Source organism: Arachidicoccus sp. BS20, assembly GCF_001659705.1.
GTDB lineage: Bacteria > Bacteroidota > Bacteroidia > Chitinophagales > Chitinophagaceae > Arachidicoccus.
Map to the genome: position 1 here is coordinate 859,609 of NZ_CP015971.1, position 22,874 is coordinate 882,482.

20 protein-coding genes are annotated in these 22,874 nt (G+C 39.1%); 11 read left to right on the plus strand and 9 right to left on the minus strand.

Going from position 1 to position 22,874, the window contains the following annotated elements; all coding sequences use genetic code 11:
- Nucleotides 1-331: 331 nt before the first annotated feature.
- Nucleotides 332-1,057 carry a hypothetical protein gene (locus tag A9P82_RS03960; protein ID WP_066204394.1) on the minus strand — a complete coding sequence of 242 codons (726 nt, stop codon included), beginning with the start codon at nt 1,055-1,057 and terminating at the stop codon, nt 332-334.
- Nucleotides 1,058-1,468: 411 nt separating this feature from the next.
- Here A9P82_RS03960 and A9P82_RS03965 point away from each other — a divergent pair, with 411 nt between their 5' ends.
- Nucleotides 1,469-3,337, plus strand: coding sequence for a BamA/TamA family outer membrane protein (locus A9P82_RS03965; RefSeq protein WP_082915212.1), 1,869 nt, complete (start codon nt 1,469-1,471; stop codon nt 3,335-3,337).
- Between the two features lie 3 nt (nt 3,338-3,340).
- Here the strand turns inward: A9P82_RS03965 and A9P82_RS03970 are convergent, their stop codons facing one another.
- The 4 genes from A9P82_RS03970 to A9P82_RS03985 all read right to left on the minus strand — a co-directional run bounded on the left by A9P82_RS03970 (nt 3,341) and on the right by A9P82_RS03985 (nt 9,695).
- Nucleotides 3,341-4,135, minus strand: a complete 795-nt coding sequence (locus A9P82_RS03970) for a GLPGLI family protein (RefSeq protein ID WP_066204396.1) — start codon at nt 4,133-4,135, stop codon at nt 3,341-3,343.
- Between the two features lie 23 nt (nt 4,136-4,158).
- Nucleotides 4,159-6,939, minus strand: coding sequence for an outer membrane beta-barrel family protein (locus tag A9P82_RS03975; RefSeq protein WP_066204397.1), 2,781 nt, complete (start codon nt 6,937-6,939; stop codon nt 4,159-4,161).
- Nucleotides 6,940-7,388: 449 nt separating this feature from the next.
- Nucleotides 7,389-8,582: a carbamoyl phosphate synthase preATP-grasp domain-containing protein gene (locus A9P82_RS03980; protein ID WP_082915213.1), complete on the minus strand. Its 1,194-nt coding sequence runs from the start codon at nt 8,580-8,582 to the stop codon at nt 7,389-7,391.
- 69 nt (nt 8,583-8,651) lie between these two features.
- The gene (locus A9P82_RS03985) at nt 8,652-9,695 is read right to left on the minus strand and encodes a quinone-dependent dihydroorotate dehydrogenase (RefSeq protein ID WP_066204398.1); all 1,044 of its coding nucleotides are present in this window, start codon (nt 9,693-9,695) and stop codon (nt 8,652-8,654) included.
- A gap of 148 nt (nt 9,696-9,843) precedes the next feature.
- Between A9P82_RS03985 and porV the strand changes: the two genes are divergently transcribed.
- The 6 genes from porV (at nt 9,844) to A9P82_RS04015 (ending at nt 15,674) form a co-directional block, all read left to right on the plus strand.
- Nucleotides 9,844-10,995, plus strand: a complete 1,152-nt coding sequence (gene porV, locus A9P82_RS03990; protein ID WP_066204400.1) for a type IX secretion system outer membrane channel protein PorV — start codon at nt 9,844-9,846, stop codon at nt 10,993-10,995.
- A 63-nt stretch (nt 10,996-11,058) separates the two neighbouring features.
- Nucleotides 11,059-11,538: a 2-C-methyl-D-erythritol 2,4-cyclodiphosphate synthase gene (ispF, locus tag A9P82_RS03995; protein ID WP_066204401.1), complete on the plus strand. Its 480-nt coding sequence runs from the start codon at nt 11,059-11,061 to the stop codon at nt 11,536-11,538.
- 91 nt (nt 11,539-11,629) lie between these two features.
- The gene (gene dut / locus A9P82_RS04000; protein ID WP_066204402.1) at nt 11,630-12,073 is read left to right on the plus strand and encodes a dUTP diphosphatase; all 444 of its coding nucleotides are present in this window, start codon (nt 11,630-11,632) and stop codon (nt 12,071-12,073) included.
- Between the two features lie 103 nt (nt 12,074-12,176).
- Nucleotides 12,177-13,019, plus strand: coding sequence for a DUF4292 domain-containing protein (locus tag A9P82_RS04005; protein ID WP_066204404.1), 843 nt, complete (start codon nt 12,177-12,179; stop codon nt 13,017-13,019).
- A gap of 49 nt (nt 13,020-13,068) precedes the next feature.
- A complete protein-coding gene (locus A9P82_RS04010) occupies nt 13,069-14,607 on the plus strand; it encodes a murein hydrolase activator EnvC family protein (RefSeq protein ID WP_066204406.1) in 1,539 nt (512 codons plus the stop codon).
- A 92-nt stretch (nt 14,608-14,699) separates the two neighbouring features.
- Nucleotides 14,700-15,674 carry a deoxyhypusine synthase family protein gene (locus tag A9P82_RS04015; protein WP_066204407.1) on the plus strand — a complete coding sequence of 325 codons (975 nt, stop codon included), beginning with the start codon at nt 14,700-14,702 and terminating at the stop codon, nt 15,672-15,674.
- 81 nt (nt 15,675-15,755) lie between these two features.
- Here A9P82_RS04015 and A9P82_RS04020 read toward each other — a convergent pair whose 3' ends face one another.
- The 3 genes from A9P82_RS04020 to A9P82_RS04030 form a co-directional block, all read right to left on the minus strand.
- A complete protein-coding gene (locus tag A9P82_RS04020) occupies nt 15,756-16,517 on the minus strand; it encodes an SDR family NAD(P)-dependent oxidoreductase (RefSeq protein WP_066204411.1) in 762 nt (253 codons plus the stop codon).
- Nucleotides 16,518-16,652: 135 nt separating this feature from the next.
- Nucleotides 16,653-17,030, minus strand: coding sequence for a GxxExxY protein (locus tag A9P82_RS04025; RefSeq protein ID WP_066204413.1), 378 nt, complete (start codon nt 17,028-17,030; stop codon nt 16,653-16,655).
- A 97-nt stretch (nt 17,031-17,127) separates the two neighbouring features.
- Complete coding sequence (locus A9P82_RS04030; RefSeq protein ID WP_156522594.1) at nt 17,128-18,051, minus strand: helix-turn-helix domain-containing protein; 924 nt, start codon at nt 18,049-18,051, stop codon at nt 17,128-17,130.
- A 34-nt stretch (nt 18,052-18,085) separates the two neighbouring features.
- On the opposite strand from A9P82_RS04030, the gene A9P82_RS04035 reads away from it, so the two are divergent.
- The 4 genes from A9P82_RS04035 to A9P82_RS04050 all read left to right on the plus strand — a co-directional run bounded on the left by A9P82_RS04035 (nt 18,086) and on the right by A9P82_RS04050 (nt 22,019).
- Nucleotides 18,086-19,084, plus strand: coding sequence for an SDR family oxidoreductase (locus tag A9P82_RS04035; protein ID WP_231891202.1), 999 nt, complete (start codon nt 18,086-18,088; stop codon nt 19,082-19,084).
- Between the two features lie 136 nt (nt 19,085-19,220).
- Entirely contained in the window at nt 19,221-20,138 is a 918-nt protein-coding gene (locus A9P82_RS04040; protein ID WP_066204415.1) for a helix-turn-helix domain-containing protein, read from the plus strand.
- Nucleotides 20,139-20,242: 104 nt separating this feature from the next.
- Nucleotides 20,243-21,040, plus strand: coding sequence for an SDR family oxidoreductase (locus A9P82_RS04045; RefSeq protein ID WP_066204416.1), 798 nt, complete (start codon nt 20,243-20,245; stop codon nt 21,038-21,040).
- Nucleotides 21,041-21,104: 64 nt separating this feature from the next.
- Nucleotides 21,105-22,019 carry a helix-turn-helix domain-containing protein gene (locus A9P82_RS04050; protein WP_066204421.1) on the plus strand — a complete coding sequence of 305 codons (915 nt, stop codon included), beginning with the start codon at nt 21,105-21,107 and terminating at the stop codon, nt 22,017-22,019.
- Between the two features lie 48 nt (nt 22,020-22,067).
- Here A9P82_RS04050 and A9P82_RS04055 read toward each other — a convergent pair whose 3' ends face one another.
- Nucleotides 22,068-22,868: a helix-turn-helix domain-containing protein gene (locus A9P82_RS04055; protein ID WP_066204423.1), complete on the minus strand. Its 801-nt coding sequence runs from the start codon at nt 22,866-22,868 to the stop codon at nt 22,068-22,070.
- Between the last annotated feature and the right edge of the window lie 6 nt (nt 22,869-22,874).

The window sequence follows — 22,874 nt, forward strand, 5'->3', positions numbered from 1 at the left end:
AGGCTAACTTCAATAAACCCAACTTGGGTTGAATCAACTTTTGTGTCTGTGTCATCTTAATCTGTTTTTAATCGTTATCAAATTTAATAACTGTCAGATTAAGTCTTAACTATTGCATATAAATATTTTTCTCCACTATCCGCAATGCTTTTAACGTAAGTAAGTTACACTCTTTAAAGCAATTACAAAAAAATCAAGGCAACTATTTTTATAGTGGAATCAGCGACTTCAGTTTCCGTAAACCGCTCGCATCTTAATATAATTTTCACTCCCCATGCTCATACTCATTTGACAAAATATCCCGTTGACTGTATGGTTGTTTATCTTGGGCTCACAATATCGTCGCTCCCGTAAATATGCCCGCCTGGTAGCGCTTGTCCTCAATACGAAGAAATGTGTTCCTGAATGGTTGTTCAAAATATATACACAGCATTATTGCGACAAGCCGCTTGCCTTTGTCAGGCAAATAAAAACTGACTTCCGTACCTGCAAAAACCTTGTCTTTTTCTATTATTATCTCATCTATGCAAAAGGCATCATCATCGTGCCCTTCAAGACTGACAGAGACGCCTGCAATGCTCAGTATGGCACGGGCTGCATGTTTCGGCATACTTATATGAGCGTTCGGGTCAATCGGCGGTATTGCAATAGTTACAGTATCGTCCGCAATATAAGTAACGCATGTTACATACAGCAATTGGTCAAAGCGTACATGGTTATTTAATTCAAGCCCGTTCAGCAAAGCAATATTTCCATCTGTTACATTTCTTTTGCCATTCATATTTGTTGGTCCGCTTAGGCTTACCGCCCGCAGGCGCGCGGTAAGCCGGCTGTGCAGCATCCGGTCAAATGCCGGCAGGAAATACGGCAACAATGCTTTCCTTAGTTTCGCGCTAAGGCTGCTGGCTCTTCCAAACTCGGTGCTTGCCTTTCTGCTCTCTTTTGACATTCGGTAATTCTTAGCGCAGCTTCTCTTGCACAGCTTGCCATTACGTATGTAATAAATTTCATTACCCACCTTACCGGTAAAGGTTTGCAGCTTATATTGTCTTGCCATTCATAGAACGTTTTTATCTTATAAAGTTAATAAATTAAAAATTATAGCATATCAAGTGCGTATTATCTCCGCATCAAATGCACATTAAATGCATCCATTTTTGGCACATACCTGCTGCATGCCGGGCACAGGAAGTACAAATACTTCATTTATTATTACTTATTATGGCTAACGCGGAAAGCAATACACTTCTCACATACATTCATGTCAGTTTGAACTGCTTACATTATTTCCGTAATACATAAGACTGTATAAGAAGACTTCCGCTCGCTCCCGTCGGCAGACGTAAACTCGGCAACCTCAATAACAACACAATAATGTTCTTTCCACACAGTAAGTCAGAACACACAATGGCAGAAAATATTTGCAAACCATTATGAGCTAATTGAAAATGTTTATTTATTTTCAGTTGTGCAATTAACATTGAAAATATGCTTTCTGTTCGGCACTTGCTGTGTTTTGCTTTGCGTTTCAGCATCGGCGCAGAACAAAGCCGATTCATTGCCCGGGCACAAAAAAACTTTCTTCAACAAATGGATACAAAAAGGCATGAAGAGCATTACGCACCATGCATCTATCGATACTATTGATGCACGCACGGCATATAACACGCGCATTGCCACATATTACCAACCTTACCAGGGAAAAATTATCAGGCATATTACCTATCGGCAATTTGATTTTGACAGAAGCTTTGCCGATACAGCCACCAGCATCAATTATTTCGGCACCAACATTCTGAACCACTTGCACACACGCTCGCGGTCCTGGGTTATCCGCAACAATATGTTTGTGCATGAAGGAATGCCGCTTAATGCCAATACCATTGCCGATAATGAACGCTACCTGCGCTCGCTGAACTTTATAAGAGATGCCCGCATATTGGTACGACCTGTCGCTGCAAATTCAGATTCTGTGGACTTGCTCGTTATAACAAAAGACCTCTTTAGCCTCACAGGAGAAATTCATGACCTGAGCACAACCAAGCAATATATCTCGGTGTCCGATGTTAATTTTTTAGGATTGGGGCAATCCATCTCCGGAGCTATTGTTAACGATAAAAACCGGAAACCCAATGTCGGAACCGATTTAAAATATACAAAATACAATTTGTTCAATTCTTTCACAAGCCTCGGTGTTGAATATACCGATGTTGGACATAATATTTACACACACCAGCAAAATGAGCACGGCTTCTATATCAATGCCGACCGACCGCTATTTTCGCAATATGCAAGCTATTACTGGTCGCTGCATTTAAGTGATGTAGAATCGGAACCCAACTACGGAACTTTTTCTGTGGATGATTCCACTTTTTACAAATATCACTACAAAATGTTCGATGCCACATTCGGCTACAACATAGGTGCAGTTAAAAGCAGGTATAGTACCAAAATTCCGTTGCGGAAAGTTATCAGCTTACGCTATTACAATTACGATTTTCTGCAATCTCCGCAGCAGTTTTATGACCGCTATGTCGAAATGCTGAATGGACGGCAGGCATTGCTGGCGCAATTCACACTATTTAAACAACAATTTTATAAGACCAATTATGTACTCGGCTTTGGAACTACGGAAGATATTCCATACGGCTTCAATATTTCCTTTACAAGCGGATGGTATAAGCTAAAAGACTTATCAAGACCTTATGTAGGTGTTGACGCCAATCGCTATCTTTATTCCAATAAAGGCGACATCGCGCAATTTTTTTTAAGAACGGGCGGATATTTCAAAGGCGGTTTACAAGATGCCACAGTTTTGCTTGGCTCATCTTTTTACAGCCGTCTGTTGCTTTGGAACAATGTTAAGATAAGGCAGTTTATGAGACTAAGCTATACCGGGCAATTTAGCACTTTTGCTGCCGAGCCGCTGCGCATCAACAATGCTTTCGGACTGGAAAATTTTCGCCAGGATTCTGTGCAGGGAAATCAACGTTTAACATTGCGGAGCCAAACAATATTTTTCGGTCCTGGAAAAGTATTTGGTTTTGCTTATGCGCCTTTCCTAACCGGCGATTTATCTTATTTAAAAGCAACGCAAAAAAGTATTGACCATTCGCCCTTCTATTATAGCATCGGCGGCGGTTTGAGGGTAAGAAACGAAAACCTTGTATTTGGAACGATAGAATTAAAAGGTGTATTTCTACCAAGAAAAATTGCGGGAGAAAACCGGTTCAAAATCGGCATCAGTACCAATCTTCGATTCCGCTACAACTCAAGCTACGTAAGTCCGCCGGCATTGCTTGAGTATAACGGCGATGTGAGCAATGATATTTTCTAAAGATTAAAAACTTGCGTTTTGCAAAATCGAATTTAGATTGTTCCAATCCTTCAGGCTGCCCTTAAGCTTATCAATAAATTCTTTTTGATTTACCGCTTTTCCCTTTTTGGGCGGCGTAAGCGTTGCATCGGTTACAGCCGGATTGAGCGTTACTTTGGTTGCAGTCCATTCTATGTGCTGGTGCGGCAAAGCTAACAGCATTATCATGCCCGGCAAACCGCTGAAAGATTCCGGTCCGCCGCTCGTGGGAATTTGATTGGTATAAAAAGCTACAACATACACCGAATCCATAATAACGGCATTGGCTCGACGGCAATGGAAGCCTGCAATATCGCGAAGTTCATCGGTTATTTTCCACCGTATTTTGCGCGTGCTGTCAGTAATTAAAAACTGGTCTCCATAAACTGTTTTCTGCGCTATTGATTGGTCTTTATCAAAATCGGAATATACAATATTTCCCTGCTTCCCCGATGACATATCGATAAAATAAAAATCGCTTGTATTCGGGTTACTCTCTTCAATAGGCGTATAAAGCGTTTTGTCGTCTTTGAACGCAAGATTGGCGTGCGTTACCGTAAAACCGTTATTATTCTTTTTGGATGCATCAAGTATTGCATCGTCCCACCCGGCATTATCTGCTTCATTCTTCGACATACGCTCTTTTTGCAGGGCATAAGTATTTACTTTTTTCTCAAAAACGATATTTCCATGATTGAGAAATAAGGCATTCTGCGCAGTAACGCGAAATGCCAGGAAAAGCGCTATGATAAAAACCGTGTATTGAATTTTGCGTTGCATAAAATATTTTTTAACAGATTAATCTATTTGGTCGTTGCTACGCCGCCCATTTTTGAGAAGTTCCAAACTACAGACAACATGAAATATCTTTTAATGGTCGTATGGAAACTTTGCGTGTATTGGTCGCGTGTATAACTGTTATTTTGATTCAAAATATCGTTTGCCGAAATATTTATCAATAAATTTTCTTTCTTAAAAAATTTCTTGCCAATCCATGCGTTCCAAATAAACTGGCTGTAAGCCGGAAGCGTTTCTGTTTTTTGATTCCAGGTATATGTTCCTTCTGTATGAATCTGGAACTTCGCAGGAAGAAAGACATCTATATTCGGGCTAAATTCCAATGTCCAATAATTATTGTTGATTTGATTTTGTAGAGTGGCATTGTTGGTCGTATATTTTGCATTACCGCTCAGGCTGACGTCTAATTTATTCTCTTTGTATTTGCCTAACCGTAAACCAAGCGAGTATGAATTGCTCGTTATAGTATTTGAAGCATCATTGATATAATTTATCGATTTATATCCGTTGTATCTGACACTTACATCATAGTTTATATCCCACTTTTTTATTTTCCGCCCATAATCCACATAAGAATAATAATTCCTTGTAGGCGTATTTATATTGAAATAATTATGAACGCTTTTGCCTGTTGCAGTATCGGTAGTCACATTTTCTACAATTGGATTTGTTGTAAAATTATAACTAATATATCCCCAGATATTCTGCTGAGAAATCACTTTGAACATATTGTAATTCAGAGACAGTGAATTACTGAAAGACGGCTTGAGATAGGGGTTTCCGATATAAATATTCAATACATCCGCATTATTCAGTACAGGCTGTATCTGCTCGGCAGATGGTTGCCGGGTGGAACCACGATAATTGAAACTTAAATTGGATTGCGTAGCAACTTTGTAACGGAGATATGCATTCGGCGCCCAGTTGATAAAACTTCTGTTGAGTTTCTCATCTGTAAATGTATTGGTTTGATGATACTGTGAAGAGCCTACATTTGTTCCTACGTTAAAATTCAGTTTTCCTCTGTTGTACGCAAATGCAACGCCGCCGCTATTAGTCAGTTGGTTGTAAATATAATGATTGCTGTATGTACTGTCAAGCAAACTGTATGCACTGTCCGTGTTTCTGTTGTAGGAACGTAAATCGGAATTTGTATTTTCAATATCAATACTGTAATTGGCGACCAAAGAAAGCCATTTGGTTAACGGCTCGGTATATGCCAGTTTCCCGGTCGTGGAATTGGTTTTATTTTTATTTGTTTTTCTCTGGTCAACAGACGATGTACTATCATTATCATAAAAGTAATTATAGCTATTCATAAAGCCGGAATTGTCCGAGTTTTTCAGATATTCATTGAAATTCAGACTGATGGTTCTACCTTTTTTCTTAAACTTTTTCCGCCACAAAAGGCTGCCGTTGAATGCCTGCGCATTTCCCGAACCGGTTGTATTATTCCAACCGTCGTTTACCAAAGAACCGTCCGCTCTTGTGGTTTGGTTTGCACTATACGTATCCGACTTCAAATGCGCCAAAGAACCACCGGCAGTCAATTTTAAAGAAGAGGACGAATCGAATTGCAAATTATAAATGGCATCTAATTTTTGACGAAATACTTCTTTATAAAAATTATTGGCAGAGCTGTCAAATAGAACTCCCGTAGGTAAATTTTCCTGCGACAATGTTTGCCCATTGCCTTTTTCACTAATGCTTCCTATTTTATAATTCAGGTTAATGCCCTGCTTATCATCATTCCATTTATTATCGAAATGGACACCGCCCGTTTTTGCATTTGGAATGCCGTTTCCATCGTAATTTCCGTCCCATCCTTCTACCGAACTCAAAGGGTCGTTATTATTCCCACCTCCGAAAACCACGATTCCTCCACCATCTAAAACCTGCATATTGTCGCCGGAAGAACCATATTTCATTTCATCTTCAAAACCCAAGCCTGTTTTTCCGGTATTCGCCATAGTAAGATATGCTGCTATTTTTCTCTTGCCTTTGAAATAGTTGAACATATCCTGCGTTTCCTTATAATTGTCTGTTCCCAGGCCGCCGGATACTTTTCCGAAGTAACCGTTCTTTTTATCTTCTTTCAGCTTAATGTTAATCGTCTTTGTTTTATTGCCATCATCAATTCCCGTAAATGCAGACTGGTCGCTTTGCTTGTCATATACCTGTACTCTGTCCACCATATCCGCACGAAGATTTTTTGTAACAAGCGTAGGGTCATCGCCAAAAAATTCTTCTCCATCCACCAAAACCTTTGGAACCGTTTGCCCCTGCGCCGTTATTTTCCCGTCTTTGTCCACCTGGATTCCCGGAAGTTTTTTCAATAAATCCTCAACGGTCGCATTGGGTTGTGTTTTAAAACTGTCAGCAACGAACTCAGTCGTATCTCCTTTGATTCTTATAGCACCAAGTTGCTGTTTTACAATCACGTCTTTCAGCAAATGTTCCATCTGTATCATATTAATTGTACCTAAATCAACATTCTTACTGCTATCTGCAACAGTAATGGTACTAACGAAATCTGCAAACTCCGGGTAAGAAACGAGTAATATATATTTTCCTGTATCAACATTATTAATATTGAACGAGCCGTCTTGCTTTATGCGGGTAAATTTATACAGCATCGAATCTTTTGCTTCTATCAGGCAGGCTGCGGCATTGGTAAGATTTTGTCCGGAAGTAGTGTCTATCACTTTCCCGTGAATTGAACTTTGCGCATTTGCATAGTATAAACACAAAAATAATATACAGTCGAGCAATATAAATTTCTTCATTTACGAGCAGATTATAATTAACAAAGAAAAAGTTTATAAACTAAAAATTTAAACAATAATATAAAAACTTAGTTATAACAAAAAGTTAAACGTGGCATACCGCATAAATAAATTGATGAATGGTAAAAATCGTTCTGTTTTTATTTTTTCATTAATTAAGCGACTCTAAACTAATAAGATGCAAAAACCGGGAAGATTCCATAAAAAGAAATGAACTTTTTTATGGAGAGTATTAAAAAATTTCTGTCAATTGAATCAAGGCAAAAAATAAGCCCCTATGGAAATAGGGGCCGCAACCAAAACTAACTGCTTATGAGAAAAATTTAAACTGCTCTTGTTTATTATAATTTCAAATACTGTGCCAAAAGAAAAAAAATAATATTCTGCATATTTCTAAATTTCTTATTGGGGCTGCAAAGATAAATACTTTTTCCGAAAAAAAGGGAAATTTATTTACTTAAATGCATACTTCTTTCTTTATACAAATTCCTGAAATATGGGTCGCGCAGGTCCTTAATAAAACGTATGGCTTCTCCGGTACTTTTCATTTCAGGTCCAAGCTCTTTATTTACACCCGGAAACTTATTAAAACTAAAAACCGGCTCTTTTATTGCAAATCCACTCAACTTTTTTTCTATGGTAAAATCTTTCAGCTTCTTCTCTCCCAACATCACTTTTGTGGCAATATTCAAAAATGGAACACCATAAGCCTTTGCTATAAAAGGAGTTGTACGACTTGCCCGAGGATTTGCTTCAATCACAAAGACCTTTCCGTCTTTGATAGCAAACTGAATATTGATTAACCCGCGAATGTCTAAAGCACGTGCAATCTTCTCTGCGTAATGCTCCATTGTGGTTACTTCCAGCGGCGAAAGATTGAACGCCGGCAATACCGCGTTGCTGTCTCCGCTATGGATTCCCGCAGGTTCAATGTGTTCCATCACACCCATTACGTGAAAATCTTCTCCGTCGAAAATAGCGTCCACTTCTGCTTCCTGGCACCTATCGAGAAAATGGTCAATCAAAATTTTATTGTCCGGAATATGCTTCAGCAAACTTACCACCGCGCTCTCCAATTCGGTATCGTTAATAACGATTCTCATTCGTTGTCCGCCTAATACATAACTTGGACGTACCAGCACCGGATAACCAACCTGGTTAGCTACTTCCAGCGCTTCATCGGCATTAAATGCCGTTCCGTATTGAGGATAAGGTATATTTAGTTCTTTCAGCAAATCGCTGAAACGCCCGCGGTCCTCAGCAATATCCATATTATCAAATGAAGTCCCGATGATTTTTATACCTTTTTCATGCAAACGTTTAGCAAGCTTCAACGCAGTTTGCCCGCCCAACTGCACAATTACACCTTCGGGTTTTTCCAGTTCAATAATTTCCCAAAGATGCTCCCAGAAAACGGGCTCGAAATACAATTTATCGGCAATATCAAAATCGGTTGAAACGGTTTCGGGATTACAATTGACCATAATTGCCTCATAGCCGCATTCTTTAATCGCCATTAAGCCGTGTACACAACAATAGTCAAATTCAATGCCCTGACCGATTCTGTTAGGACCGCTGCCTAAAACTATAATTTTCTTTTTACCGGAAGGAATAGATTCGTTAGAGGAGATAATATCGTTCATTTTTTTGGAATTGTGCAAAGTTAATCATTGTACCTTAAAGCCGAAAGTATATTTGAAAAAAGTTTTTTATTATAACAGGCTTTTGCAAATTTTTCCGGCAATACCCGGACCTTCATAAATAAATCCTGTCCATACTTGCAACAAATCGGCTCCGGCGCTTATTTTTTCTTTAGCATCTTCGCCGGTAAAAATGCCGCCGCTTGCAATCAATGGAATTTTATTGTCCAATCGTGAAGATAAATACTGTAAAACATCGGTCGATTTTTCCTTCAATGGCTTTCCACTCAAACCGCCTGCACCTATTTTTTCTATTTCGGCTAGCGGAGTTTTCAGTTCATTCCTTTCAATAGTTGTATTAGTTAATATCAATCCTTTTAAATTGATTTCTAATGAAATAGATACAATATCTTCCAATTGTTCTTTAGTTAAATCAGGGGCAATTTTCAGTAGAATTGGTTTTTGAATTTTCCTTCTTTGATTGATATTTTCCAACTCGGAAAATATTTTCATCAAGCTGTCTTTCTGCTGCAATTCGCGCAAACCCGGTGTATTTGGCGAACTTACATTGACTGTAAAATAATCCACTAACTCATGTAACTCATTGAAACATATAGCATAATCCTTCCACGCATTTTCATTGAGCGTTATTTTATTCTTCCCGATGTTTCCTCCAACAATAAAGTTCGCGGAAGCGGTCAAATCGTTGCGCCAGCTTTCCAACTGTTTTTTTATAACTGATACTCCGTTATTATTGAAACCCATACGGTTAACTAATGCTTTATCTTTAGGTAAACGAAACAATCTTGGCAGTTCGTTCCCCGCCTGAGGACGCGGCGTTACCGTTCCAATTTCAGTAAATCCAAATCCCAATGCTTTTATTTCCTGTAAATACAAAGCATTCTTATCAAAACCTGCTCCCAGCCCTACGGGATTTTTAAATTTTAATCCGAATACTTCTTTTTCCAAAGCGGGATTTTCATAAGCAAACATTTTACTTACAACATTTCTTCCGGCAGGAAGGTTACAAATTTTTTTCAAACTATTCATTGAAAAATAGTGCGCTTTCTCCGGCGAAAGCGTAAACAGAATATCGCGCAGCAATGGATAAATCATAATGCAAATATAACTGGCATTTAGGAGAAGTTTTGCTCACATCCGTCTTTTTGAAAAAAGTTTAGGGAGAATGTAATAATCAAATATTATTTTCGTTTCTAAGGAACTAAAGATTGTTCATTTGCACTTAAAATCAAATTTAAACTACATGATTCTTCAATGGAAAAAAGCGGCAGCACTTGCAGCAATAAGTATTGTTTTAGGCAAAGCGGCTTCCGCACAAACAACCGAAAAAGTAAACATCGTAACAACAGCAACTCCATTTTTACGCATCTCTCCCGATGCACGCAGCGGCGCAATGGGCGATGCAGGAATCGCAATTTCGCCTGATGCGAATGCAACCTTTTGGAATAATGCAAAAACACCGTTTGCCAAATCCAACGGGCAAATCGGATTTACATACACTCCATGGTTACAAGATATTGCCAGCGATGTTTATTTAATAACACTTGGCGGATTTTACAAACCTGATGAAAACCAGGCAATTACAGGAGGTGTTCGTTATTTTAATTTAGGACAAATTCAATTAACTGATGAATCTGGTGCTTTACAGGGAAGTTCAACTCCAAAAGAATTTTCCATAGAACTTGGTTATTCACGCAAAGTGAGTGATAAATTTGGCGTAGGTATTACGGGGCGTTTTATCAATTCAAATTTAGGAACGGGAAATATCAGTTCAAGCGAAGGCGATGTTGTATATAAAGTGGGACATGCTTTTGCAGCCGACCTCTCAGGCTATTATAATGGTTTGGATGATGTAGGCGAAGGCTTTACAGCAGGTTTAACTTTGTCTAATCTCGGCACAAAAATCAGCTATACCAATGATGCTGATTCTAAACAATTTATTCCTGCCAACTTAGGTTTGGGCGGCGCATATCACTTTGTTCTGGATGATGAAAATAAACTGACTTTCGCACTCGACTTAAATCATTTACTTGTACCGAAAGCGCCGGATAATGTTGGAACTGATGAAGTTGACCAACAACAGCTTGCAGATTATTACAGCACTGGCGTTGTGAGCAGTTGGGGAAAATCATTTAGCAATAGCGCCTATCAGGAATCCCTCGGCGGCGAATATTCTTACAATGATTTATTCTTTGTGCGCGCAGGCTATCATGCAGAGTCTAAAGGCGCAGGCGACCGCAATTACTTCACGGCAGGTGTTGGAATTAAATACCAGGTAATGAACTTTAATTTTGCTTACCTCGCTCCTTCCGGAAGCAGCACCAACAGAAATCCGCTTTCCAATACACTGCGTTTCAGCCTGGTATTCGACTTGGGTTCGCAAAAAAATTATTAATCGGATTCCCGAAATATCGGTTTTAAAAAGCGAAGAATTATCTTCGCTTTTTTTATTTGAAATATGAGTATAAGAATAGGACAAGGAATAGATTTTCATCAGTTAGTCGAAGGCAGGGATTTGTGGCTCGGCGGCGTAAAAATTCCGCACACAAAAGGAGCGCTCGGACACAGCGACGCGGATGTATTGCTGCACGCTATTTGCGATGCGCTCTTGGGAGCATTGGCCTTGGGCGATATTGGCACGCATTTTCCCGACACATCCAACGAATTTAAAAACATCGACAGCAAAATTTTACTGAGAAGAAGTTTTGAGCTAATTAAAACAAAAGGCTACAAAGTCATCAATCTTGACGCGACACTTTGTCTGCAAGCACCTAAAATAAAACCTTATGTAAAACAAATGTGTGAAGCAATTGCTTCCATTTTGGAAATCACAACTGACGATGTTTCTATTAAAGCCACAACCACAGAGCAATTGGGATTTGTAGGCAGAGAAGAAGGTTTGTTTGCGCAAGCAGTCGTTTTGTTGAATAGAGAATAATTGTTTTCATTCTGATAAAGAAATCCACCATCGCAGATTATTCAGCATTAAAAAACTATTTTCGCACTTTCTGATATTTTATAAAAATCGTATGGAAATATTAACCGTCAACATCATCAATCAATCGGCATTTCCGTTGCCGCAATATGCGACGGAAGGCTCGTCGGGTATGGACTTACGCGCTAACATTGAAAATGAAATTGTGCTGCAACCTTTGGAAAGAACATTAGTTCCTACCGGACTTTTTATTGAACTTCCTGTGGGTTACGAAGCGCAGATTCGTCCTCGAAGCGGCTTGGCAATCAAGCAAGGACTGACCTGCTTAAACACGCCCGGCACAATCGATGCAGATTACAGAGGCGAAATTAAAGTAATATTGGTTAATCTTTCCAACGAAAATCAACGCATCACTCCCGGCGACCGCATCGCACAAATGGTCATACAAAATATCGTTCAGGTAAAATGGCATCTTGCAGAAACGCTGAACGAAACCGTAAGAGGCGCGGGCGGTTTTGGCCATACCGGAAAACAATAATTATAATCTACTTTTATTATCAATGAAACGCGCATAGCACTTATAAAACAAGCAATTATATAATGCGCGTTCCATCCGACTATTAAAAAACAAACATATACGGATGAAACAAACCTTATTCGTTTTTGCTGCAATTTCTGTATTGGTTGCATTTTCATGCAAAGCCGTAAAAAAAGCCGAAAAAGTACAAAAGCAAATAGAAAAGAAAGACACTTCTAAAATCGTTATAGTTACTCCTAACACGCAAACAGCCGAACTGGATTCGCTTCGCCTCACATTAGCTCAATTGGACAGCGAAAAGATAAGCAGTTTTCATACTTTTTCAGCTAAAGCAAAAGTGGACTACAATAGCGGCGACAATAGTCAAAGCGCTAATGCGAATATCCGCATACAAGAAGACAGCATTATTTGGGTTTCACTCACAGGACCTTTAGGCATTGAAGGTTTTCGTGCAAAAATTACCCAAGACAGTCTGATATTAATGGACAAGCTGCATCATACCATTTTGCGCCGCAATATTTCTTATTTGCAGGAAATACTAAAAGTACCGTTGGCATTCAATGACATACAAAATATTATTTTGGGCAATCCGGTTTTTACAAAAGGCGACATTACATCATACAAACATCCGCACAACAGATGGTTTATCTCTATCCGCGAAAACAATCTGAACAACCTTATAACACTTATCGACAAGAATAAAAAACTTATATTAAAACACAGCCGCTTACAGGATTCCACAGAAACATACAACCGGATTTGCGATATTACATACAGCAATCATCAGGCAATTGACAGCAGCAAAGGCAAATGGTTTTCGCAAACACGCGATATGATTTTATCGAACAAAACATCTGTCAATGTCAAGCTGCAATTCAAACAGTTTAAATTGGGTACGGATATTGATTTTCCATTCAGCATTCCAAGTAGTTATACGGAAAAATAATTTTACTTATTTTTAAGCCTGAATTACAAAACACTAAAGTTTCTCCACGATGTATAAAAAATTGTTTGTTTCTGCGTTCATTGTGTTCTTTGCTATTGCACAAAGCTACGGGCAACAGACAAGAGCCGATATTCAACAACAGCAAAAGCAGTTGCAACAGGAACTTGACGACCTGAATGCATCTTTGTCCAATGTACGCAAGAACAAAACATTATCACTTAAAGAATTGAATCTTCTTCAACGGAAAATTGAAGCGCGCCAATCATTGATTGTATCCATCAATAATGAGCTCGGCGATTTGGACGATACTATCAAAAAGTGTAATCAGGAAATCGAAGTACGCAGCAAACAGTTAGACACGCTTAAAAGCAAGTATGCTGAAAGCATTGTTTTTGCATATAAAAACAGAAACAATTACAACTACATCAGTTTCCTGTTTTCCGCAGGTTCCTTCAATGATGCTTTCAGAAGAATTGCTTACTTAAAAAGTTACAGGCAATTCCGCGAATCTCAGGCAGCAAGCATAGTGCAGGCACAGCAAATATTAAAGAAAAATATTACCAAGCTGAAAAATACTAAAACCGAAAAGAACAATACACTCGCACTGCAAGGTTCACAACTAAACGAATTACAAAGCGATAAAAATGATAAAGACAGTGCCTTAAACTTACTGAAAGGCAAAGAAGGAGACTTGCAAAAAGAAATTGCAGCAAATGCCGTTAAAAGAAAAAAACTGCAACAAGTATTGCAAGCTGTTATCCGCAGAGAAATAGCCGAAGCTGAACGCAAGGAAAGAGAGCGCCTGGCACGGGCAGAAGCCGCACGCAAAGCAGAGGAAGAACGCGCCCGCATTGCCGCACAGCAAAAAGCGCTTGCAGCAAAGCAGCAGGAAGTTACTATTGCCCAACAGCCAAATAAAGCCAACAGCAATGCACAGGCAGGCAAAACAGCAACTGATAAACCACCGGTTCAGAAAAATAAAGATGAAGCAGAACAACCTTCAAATGAAACTGTTGCAAAAGTTGCAACACCTGTTATTAAGCAACGCCCGGCAGAGGAACAAACAAAAGATGCCGCTCCACAAACCAATCCATCCAATGCTGCCAATACAAACCTTGCCGATGAAAGGCAAAACCGGTCATACAATGTACTTGAATCTACTGAAGAATCATTGACACAATCGTTAGATTTTGAAAAAAACAGAGGGCATCTACCTTGGCCCGTTAGCGGCGGATTTATTTCCGACAACTACGGTGTACAGGTAATTCCCGGTACAGGTCTTAAAGAAGAAAACGACGGTATAGAAATTTCCGCCAATGGCGGAAGCGGTGCAGTAAAATCGGTTGCATCCGGTACTGTTACCGCCGTAGTTTCTGATGACGGTTATTCTGTCATTATCCGTCATGGAAAATATTTTACAACATACAGTAATCTCAGCAGCTGCAATGTTAATCGCGGAGACAATGTAGATGCAGGAACTATTATCGGGAAAATGAACTTCGACGGAAGTTCATACAATATGTTCTTCATGGTTACGGATAGTAAAGGAAATTCCCTAAACCCTTCGTCGTGGCTCGGCGGCAAATAAAAACGTATCAATTAAATAACTTTGCTGATTGTTTTCCGAAAAAACATTTATTTAACTTTTCATCATTAAAACTAAATATAAATCAATATAAAATGAGTAAAGGTCCTATTTCACAATTTATCGAACACCATTACAGGCACTTCAACGCCGCTGCATTGATAGACGCAGCCAAAGGCTACGAAGCGCACTTAACCGACGGCGGAAAAATGCTTGTTTCGCTTGCCGGTGCCATGAGTACGGCAGAACTTGGCATTTCTCTCGCCGAAATGATTCGTCAGGATAAAATTGCTATCATCAGTTGTACAGGTGCCAACTTAGAAGAAGACGTGATGAACCTCGTAGCGCATTCACATTACAAGCGCGTACCGCATTACCGCGACTTAACGCCGCAAGAAGAATGGGATTTATTAGAAAACCACTACAACCGCGTAACCGACACTTGCATTCCCGAAGAAGAAGCATTTCGTCGTTTGCAGAAGCATTTGGTCAAAGTATGGAAAGATGCGGAAGCCAAAGGGGAAAGATATTTTCCGCATGAGTTTTTGTACAAAGTTGTATTGAGCGGCGATTTGGAACAATACTATGAAATAGACCCGAAAGACAGTTGGATTTTGGCAGCAGCCGAAAAGAACATTCCGATTATCGTTCCGGGATGGGAAGACAGTACTACCGGAAACATTTTTGCCAGCTATGTAATTAAAAAAGAATTGCAGGCGAGCACCGTGAAAAGCGGTATTGAATACATGATTTATTTAACCGAATGGTACCGTGCAAACAGTGGTGGCAAAGGCGTTGGTTTCTTCCAAATCGGCGGCGGCATTGCAGGCGATTTTCCTATTTGCGTAGTGCCGATGATGTATCAGGATTTGGAATGGCACGATGTTCCTTTCTGGAGCTATTTCTGTCAAATAAGCGACAGTACTACATCTTATGGCTCGTATTCAGGTGCAGTTCCTAATGAAAAAATCACTTGGGGCAAGCTCGATATCCATACGCCTAAATTTATCGTTGAGAGCGATGCAACCATCGTTGCTCCGTTAATTTTTGCGTGGATTTTGGGACAATAAATTTTCTATTTGTCAATAGACGAAAGTGTCGTTTGGGAACAATATACCAAACGACACTTTTTTAATTCAGCTACACTCCTGCTACAACATCATTCCGCCCGAAACTTCAATACGCTGACCGTTAATCCATTTTGCATCTTCTGTGCAAAGGAATGCAACTACGCCGCCGATATCATCCGGCAAACCTACACGTCCCAAAGCTGTAATACTTGCAACGTGGTCATTGATTTCTTTGTTGTCGCGAACATGACCGCCGCCGAAATCTGTTTCAATCGCGCCCGGCGCAACTACATTTGCACGGATTTTTCGAGAACCTAATTCTTTCGCCAAATATCTCGTAAGTGTTTCAACCGCTGATTTCATGGACGCATAAACAGACGAACCTGCAAAGCTGAAACGTGCCAATCCTGATGAAATATTGACAATTCCGCCGCCTTCGTTGATGTATGGCAAAGCTTTCTGCGTGAGGAAAAACACGCCTTTGTAATGAATATTGAATGCTTCATCCACCTGCGCTTCCGTAGTATCGTTGACAAGCGCATACAACGCTGTGCCTGCATTGTTGATTAAGAAATCAAAATTCGGACTGCCTGTTTTTTCTTTTAAATGGTCGGTTACATCTTTCAAAAAAGCATCGAAAGATTTTACATTGCCGGCGTCTAATTGAAACGCGATTGCTTTTTGCCCGAGCGATTGAATGGTTGCCACCACTTTGTCCGCTTCGGTTTTGTTGCTGTTGTAAGTCAATACAACGTCAATGCCTTTTTTGGCAAGATTGATTGCCATATCTCTTCCCAATCCACGGCTTCCGCCCGTAACTAATGCGATTTTTTGTGTACTCATATTCTGAAATTTTTATACTGCAAAGTTGAGATGAATTTGCGGTTTGTTATTTGCAAGCATCAATCCATTATTTGCAAAATTCAAATAATTTATTTCCCGCAGAATACGCAGACTTTCTCGCTGGTTTTCGCAGACTTATAATCCATTCACTTTTCTGAAAATGCTTTTTGAAATATCATCTGTATTAAAATTTACAAGCAACCCGAGTTTAAATCCCGATAATTTCAGATAAGTGATTAATTGTTTATGATACACATCGAGCAAGACTTCAACTGATTTCAGTTCTACAATAACTTTATTTTCAACAAGCAAGTCTAAACGATAACCAATATCTACATTTATCGTTTCATAAATCATCGGCGACGGCACTTGTGAAAGAACATTTAAGCCTTCGTTTATCAATTCATATTTCAATGCAGCTTCGTAAGTCGATTCTAACAAGCCTGCGCCTAAATTGTGATATACTTTAAAGATACAACCTCTGATTTTGTATGAAATTTCATTTTCTGTCATAAGGGTATTTTATGGCTAAGTTAATAGACTTTGCAGAAGTTTGCTGAAATCAATCTGCGAAAATCAGCGAAAAAAGTCTGCGTATTCTGCGGGAAAACTATCTAAAACCCAACGGCGAAACGCCTGCCTGTCTTTTAAAGAAATTGGAAAAATGTGCCACTTCATCAAAGCCCAATGAATACGCTATTTCCGAAACATTCCAATCGGTTTGTTTCAATAAAATTTTAGCTTCCTGCGCAATGCGACCGTTGATAAAATCTGTCGTGGTTTTGCCCGTGTTTTCTTTCAAAACTTTATTGAGATGATTGACATGAATCGCCAGTCTGTCGGCATAATCTTTTGCAGTTCTTAATTCCAATTGTTGCTGCGGCGAAGTGATAGGAAATTGCCGTTCCAACAACTCAACAAACAAACCTGCGATGCGCACGGAAGCATTATGCGAAACGTCGGTTGTTTCGAGCGGTTGCAATTTTTGTCCGTAATGAATCAGCTCCAAAACATAGTTGCGCAGCAAATCATATTTGTATGCATAATCCGATTGCAATTCATTGTACATCTTTTCGTACAAGGCTTTCAGTTCTTTTACCTGCACGCTGCTCAATTGAAAAACAGGATAACCACCGGGTTTGAAAATCGGTAATTCATCCAGCAAAATTCCGCTCTTTGACTGTGTCAAAAACTCATGCGTGAAAATGCAGAAATAACCGGATTGTTTTTCGTCCTGCGGAATATAATTATACGGCACTTTGGGCGATGCAAATAATAATGCGTGCTTTTTTATTTCAATGGTCTTATCGGCGTATTCCGCAATATTGTGTCCGTTGATGAAACTGATTTTGTAATATGCACGTCGGTTGTACGGCATAGTTTTAGTTTCTTTTACTTTCTTCATCATATTGCTGATGCTAAAAACATTAAAGTGTCCAAGGTCCTTATTATTTGGCAAAATGGAATTAAGTTCATTGTCTTTAACGAAGCCCATTTCTTTATAAAAACTGCGAAGCGTTGCTATCTCTGTCATATTATCCGGTTTGCAAAAATCAAATATACAAAATTTGAAACAATTATTAAATACCCAAACACCACCCTTACTTTTGGCTACAACAATAGTAGATTCGGCTACATCTGTTTTCAGTTTATTACAAACCTTTGCATCAACAAAAACAGAAATTATGAAAGTATTTGTAACAGGAGCATCAGGATTCATTGGTTCTGCAGTTGTAAAAGAATTATTAAGCGCAGGACATCAGGTAATCGGATTAGCGCGTTCTGAAGCATCGGCAAAAAAAATCAGCGATGCAGGCGCAGAAGTCGCGCTGGGCACATTGGAAGATTTAGCTGTTTTAAAACAAGCCGCCTCGCAGGCAGACGGCGTTATTCACACAGCTTTCTTTCACGATTTTACGCAATATCTGAAAGCCGCCGAAATGGATAAAACAGCTATTAACACAATGGGCGAAATATTGATGGGAACAAATAAACCAATCGTTGTAACTTCGGGAATGCTGGGCTTGCCGCTCATCAATGGACTTGTTACTGAAGAAAGTACCACACAAAATTCTCCACGCATTTCAGAAAATGCGGCGCTGGCTTTGGCAGAAAATGGCATAAATGCGTCAGTAGTTCGTTTGCCGCCGTCCGTTCATGATAAAGGCGACAAAGGTTTTGTTCCGTTCATTATTCTGCAAGCTCGCAAAAACGGCATCTCCGCTTATCCCGAAGAAGGCAAGAATCATTGGTCGTCGGTACATCGTTTGGATGCTGCAAAACTCTTTCGGTTAGCGGTGGAAAAAGCTGCAAAGGGCACGTTGTATAATGCTGTTGGCGATACAGGAATTGAGCTGAAACAAATCGCGGAACTAATTGGCGAAACATTGGACCTGCCTGTAAAATCTGTTTCGGGCGAAGAAATGACAAAGCATTTTGACTGGATGAGTCGTTTTATAACTATGGAAAGTATTGCTACGAGTTTCAAAACACAGGAACAGTTGGGCTGGCAGCCAACGCACATCGGGCTTTTGGAGGATATGCGAGAGAATTATTTTAAAGATTAATAATAAAACGTAGTTTTTAGTTATACCGAAGGAAAACACAAAATTTTCACACAGAGTTGCATAAAGACTTTGCGTAGCTTTGTGTTTTCTTCGTAGTAGTTTTCGATACAACTTTTTATAAAATTTCTATTATCTTATGTCCGGTACAAAGCCATACAGAGTAAAAACCATCAGCGAGTTTCACGAGTTGCGCAGCTTGCCGAAGCCGGAACATCCGCTCATCAGCGTGGTAAATATGAAAGACATAAAAATTCCGCCTCAGGCATTCAGCGTAACACTGGATTTTTATTCCATTTCCATAAAAAGAAGCAAGGCTACCGGCAAATTCAAATATGGGCAGCAGGAATATGATTTCAATGCAGGCGTTATGTTTTTTATGGCACCGCATCAGGTTTTCAGCATTGAAATCAATCCAAATACAGTTATGCAACATTCGGGCTGGGTATTGCTCATTCATCCCGATTTTTTGTGGAATACGCCGCTGGCAAAAACTATCAGGCAATACGAGTTTTTTGATTATTCCGTGAACGAAGCTTTGTGGCTTTCAGATAAAGAAGAAGCTACTATCAACAACATTATTCAAAACATTCAGCAGGAATATCACAGCAATATCGATAAATTCAGCCAAGGCATTATCATTTCACAAATAGAAACTTTATTCAATTATTCGGAAAGATTTTATCAGCGTCAATTCATCACAAGAAAAATTTCAAATCATAAAATTTTAGACCGTTTGGAAGAACTGTTAGGTAATTATTTTGACAACGATGATTTAATAAAAAATGGATTACCAAGCGTTCTATCGATTGCCGAAACTTTAAATGTATCGCCCAATTATTTAAGTGGATTACTTAAAACACTGACAGGACAAAGCACACAGCAGCACATCCACAACAAACTGATAGAAAAAGCAAAAGAAAAACTTTCGACCACCGATTTATCTGTCAGCGAAATTGCTTACGAATTAGGATTTGAACATACACAATCATTCAGCAAGTTATTTAAAACAAAAACACGTCAAAGTCCCTTGGAATTCCGGGCTTCATTTGATTAGCAATTGGACAATCTCCATTTTGAACACAATTAAATACATTTTGGAAACATCCGACTTTTAAACTTGACAGAATTTTGCATCATAAAATTTTAAAAAATTAAACAATGCAAAAGACAATTTTTATTACCGGTGCTTCAACAGGACTCGGAAAAGCTACCGCGAAATTATTTCAAAACAAAGGTTGGAATGTAATCGCAACCATGCGAAATCCGGATAAGGAAACAGAACTCAACCAATTAGAAAACATTACCCTGTTACCGCTTGACGTTACCAATCCCGAACAAATTAAAACAACTGCACAAAAAGCTATTGACTTAGGGGTCGATGTGGTTTTTAACAACGCAGGTTATGGGCTTATGGGTGCATTAGAAGCAATTAGCGATGATAAAATTCAACGACAATTCAACACCAATGTTTTAGGCGTTTTGCGCGTAACACGATCCTTTATTCCCTATTTCAGAGAAAAGAAAAACGGTTTATTTATTACAACCACTTCTATTGGCGGAATTTGGGGTTTCCCGATAAGTTCTGTTTATCACGCTACCAAATTTGCGTTGGAAGGTTGGAGTGAAAGTATGTCGTTTGAATTAGGAAAATTCGGTATTGGAATTAAAACCGTTGCTCCGGGTGGTATTCTAACTGATTTTGCCGGGCGTTCACTTGATATGAACTCACTCCCTGAATATAAGGATATTGAAGACAAAATGTTTAATGCATTTGAAGAAGCGTTTAAAATGGCTTCCACACCGGAACAAATTGCCGAGGTAGTTTATGAAGCGGCAACCGACGGTAAAGACCAAGTGCGTTATATGGCCGGCGTAGATGCCAATGCAATGTATGCGCGCCGCAAAGAAATTGGCAACGAAGCATTCAGAAAAGAAATCGGGCAACAATTTTCATAATAGTTAAAAAAAGTAACTGTCTTTTTAGACGGTTGCTTTTTTAACTTTGTACGAGAAAAACAAAATGTATATCATTCCTTCCATATCAGAATTTCACAGGCTTTTATCATTGCCTCAACCGCTACACCCATTAGTAAGCGTAATTAAAGTTTCGGATATACAGCTGCTTACAGAAAGCGATATTTGGGAAAAAATCTCAACCGAATTTTACTCCATTTCATTAAAAAGCAATGTAACCGCAAAAATAAAATATGGACAGCAGTATTACGATTTCGATAAAGGCACAATGAATTTTATAGCGCCAAAGCAAGTACAAACTATTGTTGTAGAAGAAGTAAATCAAATCAATCAGAAATGCGGACAAGGTTATATGCTGATGATTCATCCCGATTTTCTGTATAAAAATTCATTGGCGACAACTATCAAGAGCTACGGCTTCTTCTCCTATGAACTCAACGAAGCGCTACATCTGTCAGAAAAAGAAGAACAAAATATCATTGAGATTTTTCAAAAAATAGAAGCCGAATACCAACATATCGACCGTCATACACAGGATATTATTCTATCTCAGATTGACTTGCTATTGCAATACAGCAACCGCTTCTATGAACGCCAATTCATCACACGAAAAGCCATAAATAATGATTTGCTTTCCAAAATGGAATACCTGCTAAATGATTATTTCGATAATGACGAAACGCTAAAAAACGGTCTGCCAACAGTCGATTTTTTGGCAGGCAAACTGAATGTTTCGGCACATTATTTAAGCGATATGCTGCGGTCGCTCACAGGACAAAGCGCGCAAACACATATCCATGAGAAGATGATTGAAAAAGCTAAAGAATATCTTTCGTCCACCAATTTATCTGTTGCCGAAATTGCTTATCAATTAGGTTTTGAATATCCTCAGTCTTTCAATAAATTATTCAAAAAGAAAACCGAAATGTCGCCCTTGGAATTCCGGGCTTCATTTGATTAGCAATTGGACACAAAATATTTTCCATTTGTGTTTCCGGGGCTTTCAATTTCACACCATTGATGGCGCAACGCCAAATTGCTTTTTGAAAGTGTAGGAAAAATGTGATAAATCTTCAAAGCCCAAATCAAGATAAATATCCGAAGCCATTTTACCTTTTTCTTTGATAAGATAATACGCTTCTTTTAAGCGCCTTTGCAACAGCCAACGGCTTGGCGTTTGATGAAAAATATTTTCAAAGTCGCGCTTGAATGTGGAAAGGCTACGTCCCGTGAGATAAGCAAATCTTTCTAACCGAACGTTAAAATGAAAGTTCTTTTGCATGAATGCTTCCAAATCTATCTTGTGCGGCTCGCTGAAATCAAACAAAATATTTTTCAGCGAAGCATCATATTGCAGCAACAAAAGCAACGCTTCTTTTTGTTTTAAACGCAACAGATTCTTCGTGGATTCGTTATCGGGAAAGTCTTCATAACCGAGCATCGACCGCATAAAATTAGTCAACGGTTTAGTTTTCGTAATTTTGATGAATGCTTCCGAAACGCTTTGTTCATCAGCTTTGCAGCCGTATTCTTTTGAGAAATCGCGCAACAAGTTTTCATCAAAGTAAATGGACATTGATTTGAACTCGCCGTTTGCAGGCGGGTATTTTACAAATTTCAGCAAGTGGTTTTTTCTTGCAGAGTACAATTCGCCTTCTTTGATTTTCGTACTTTTTTCACCGTCGTTCAGTTCCATTGTTCCCTGCAAAATCATACCGAAGCTGTGCACTTGCACGAACTGTTCGCCGTCCCTGAACTCGGAAAAATGACAGGAATAATTAACGGGAAATATGTTTGTTGTATTAAACATTTCGGT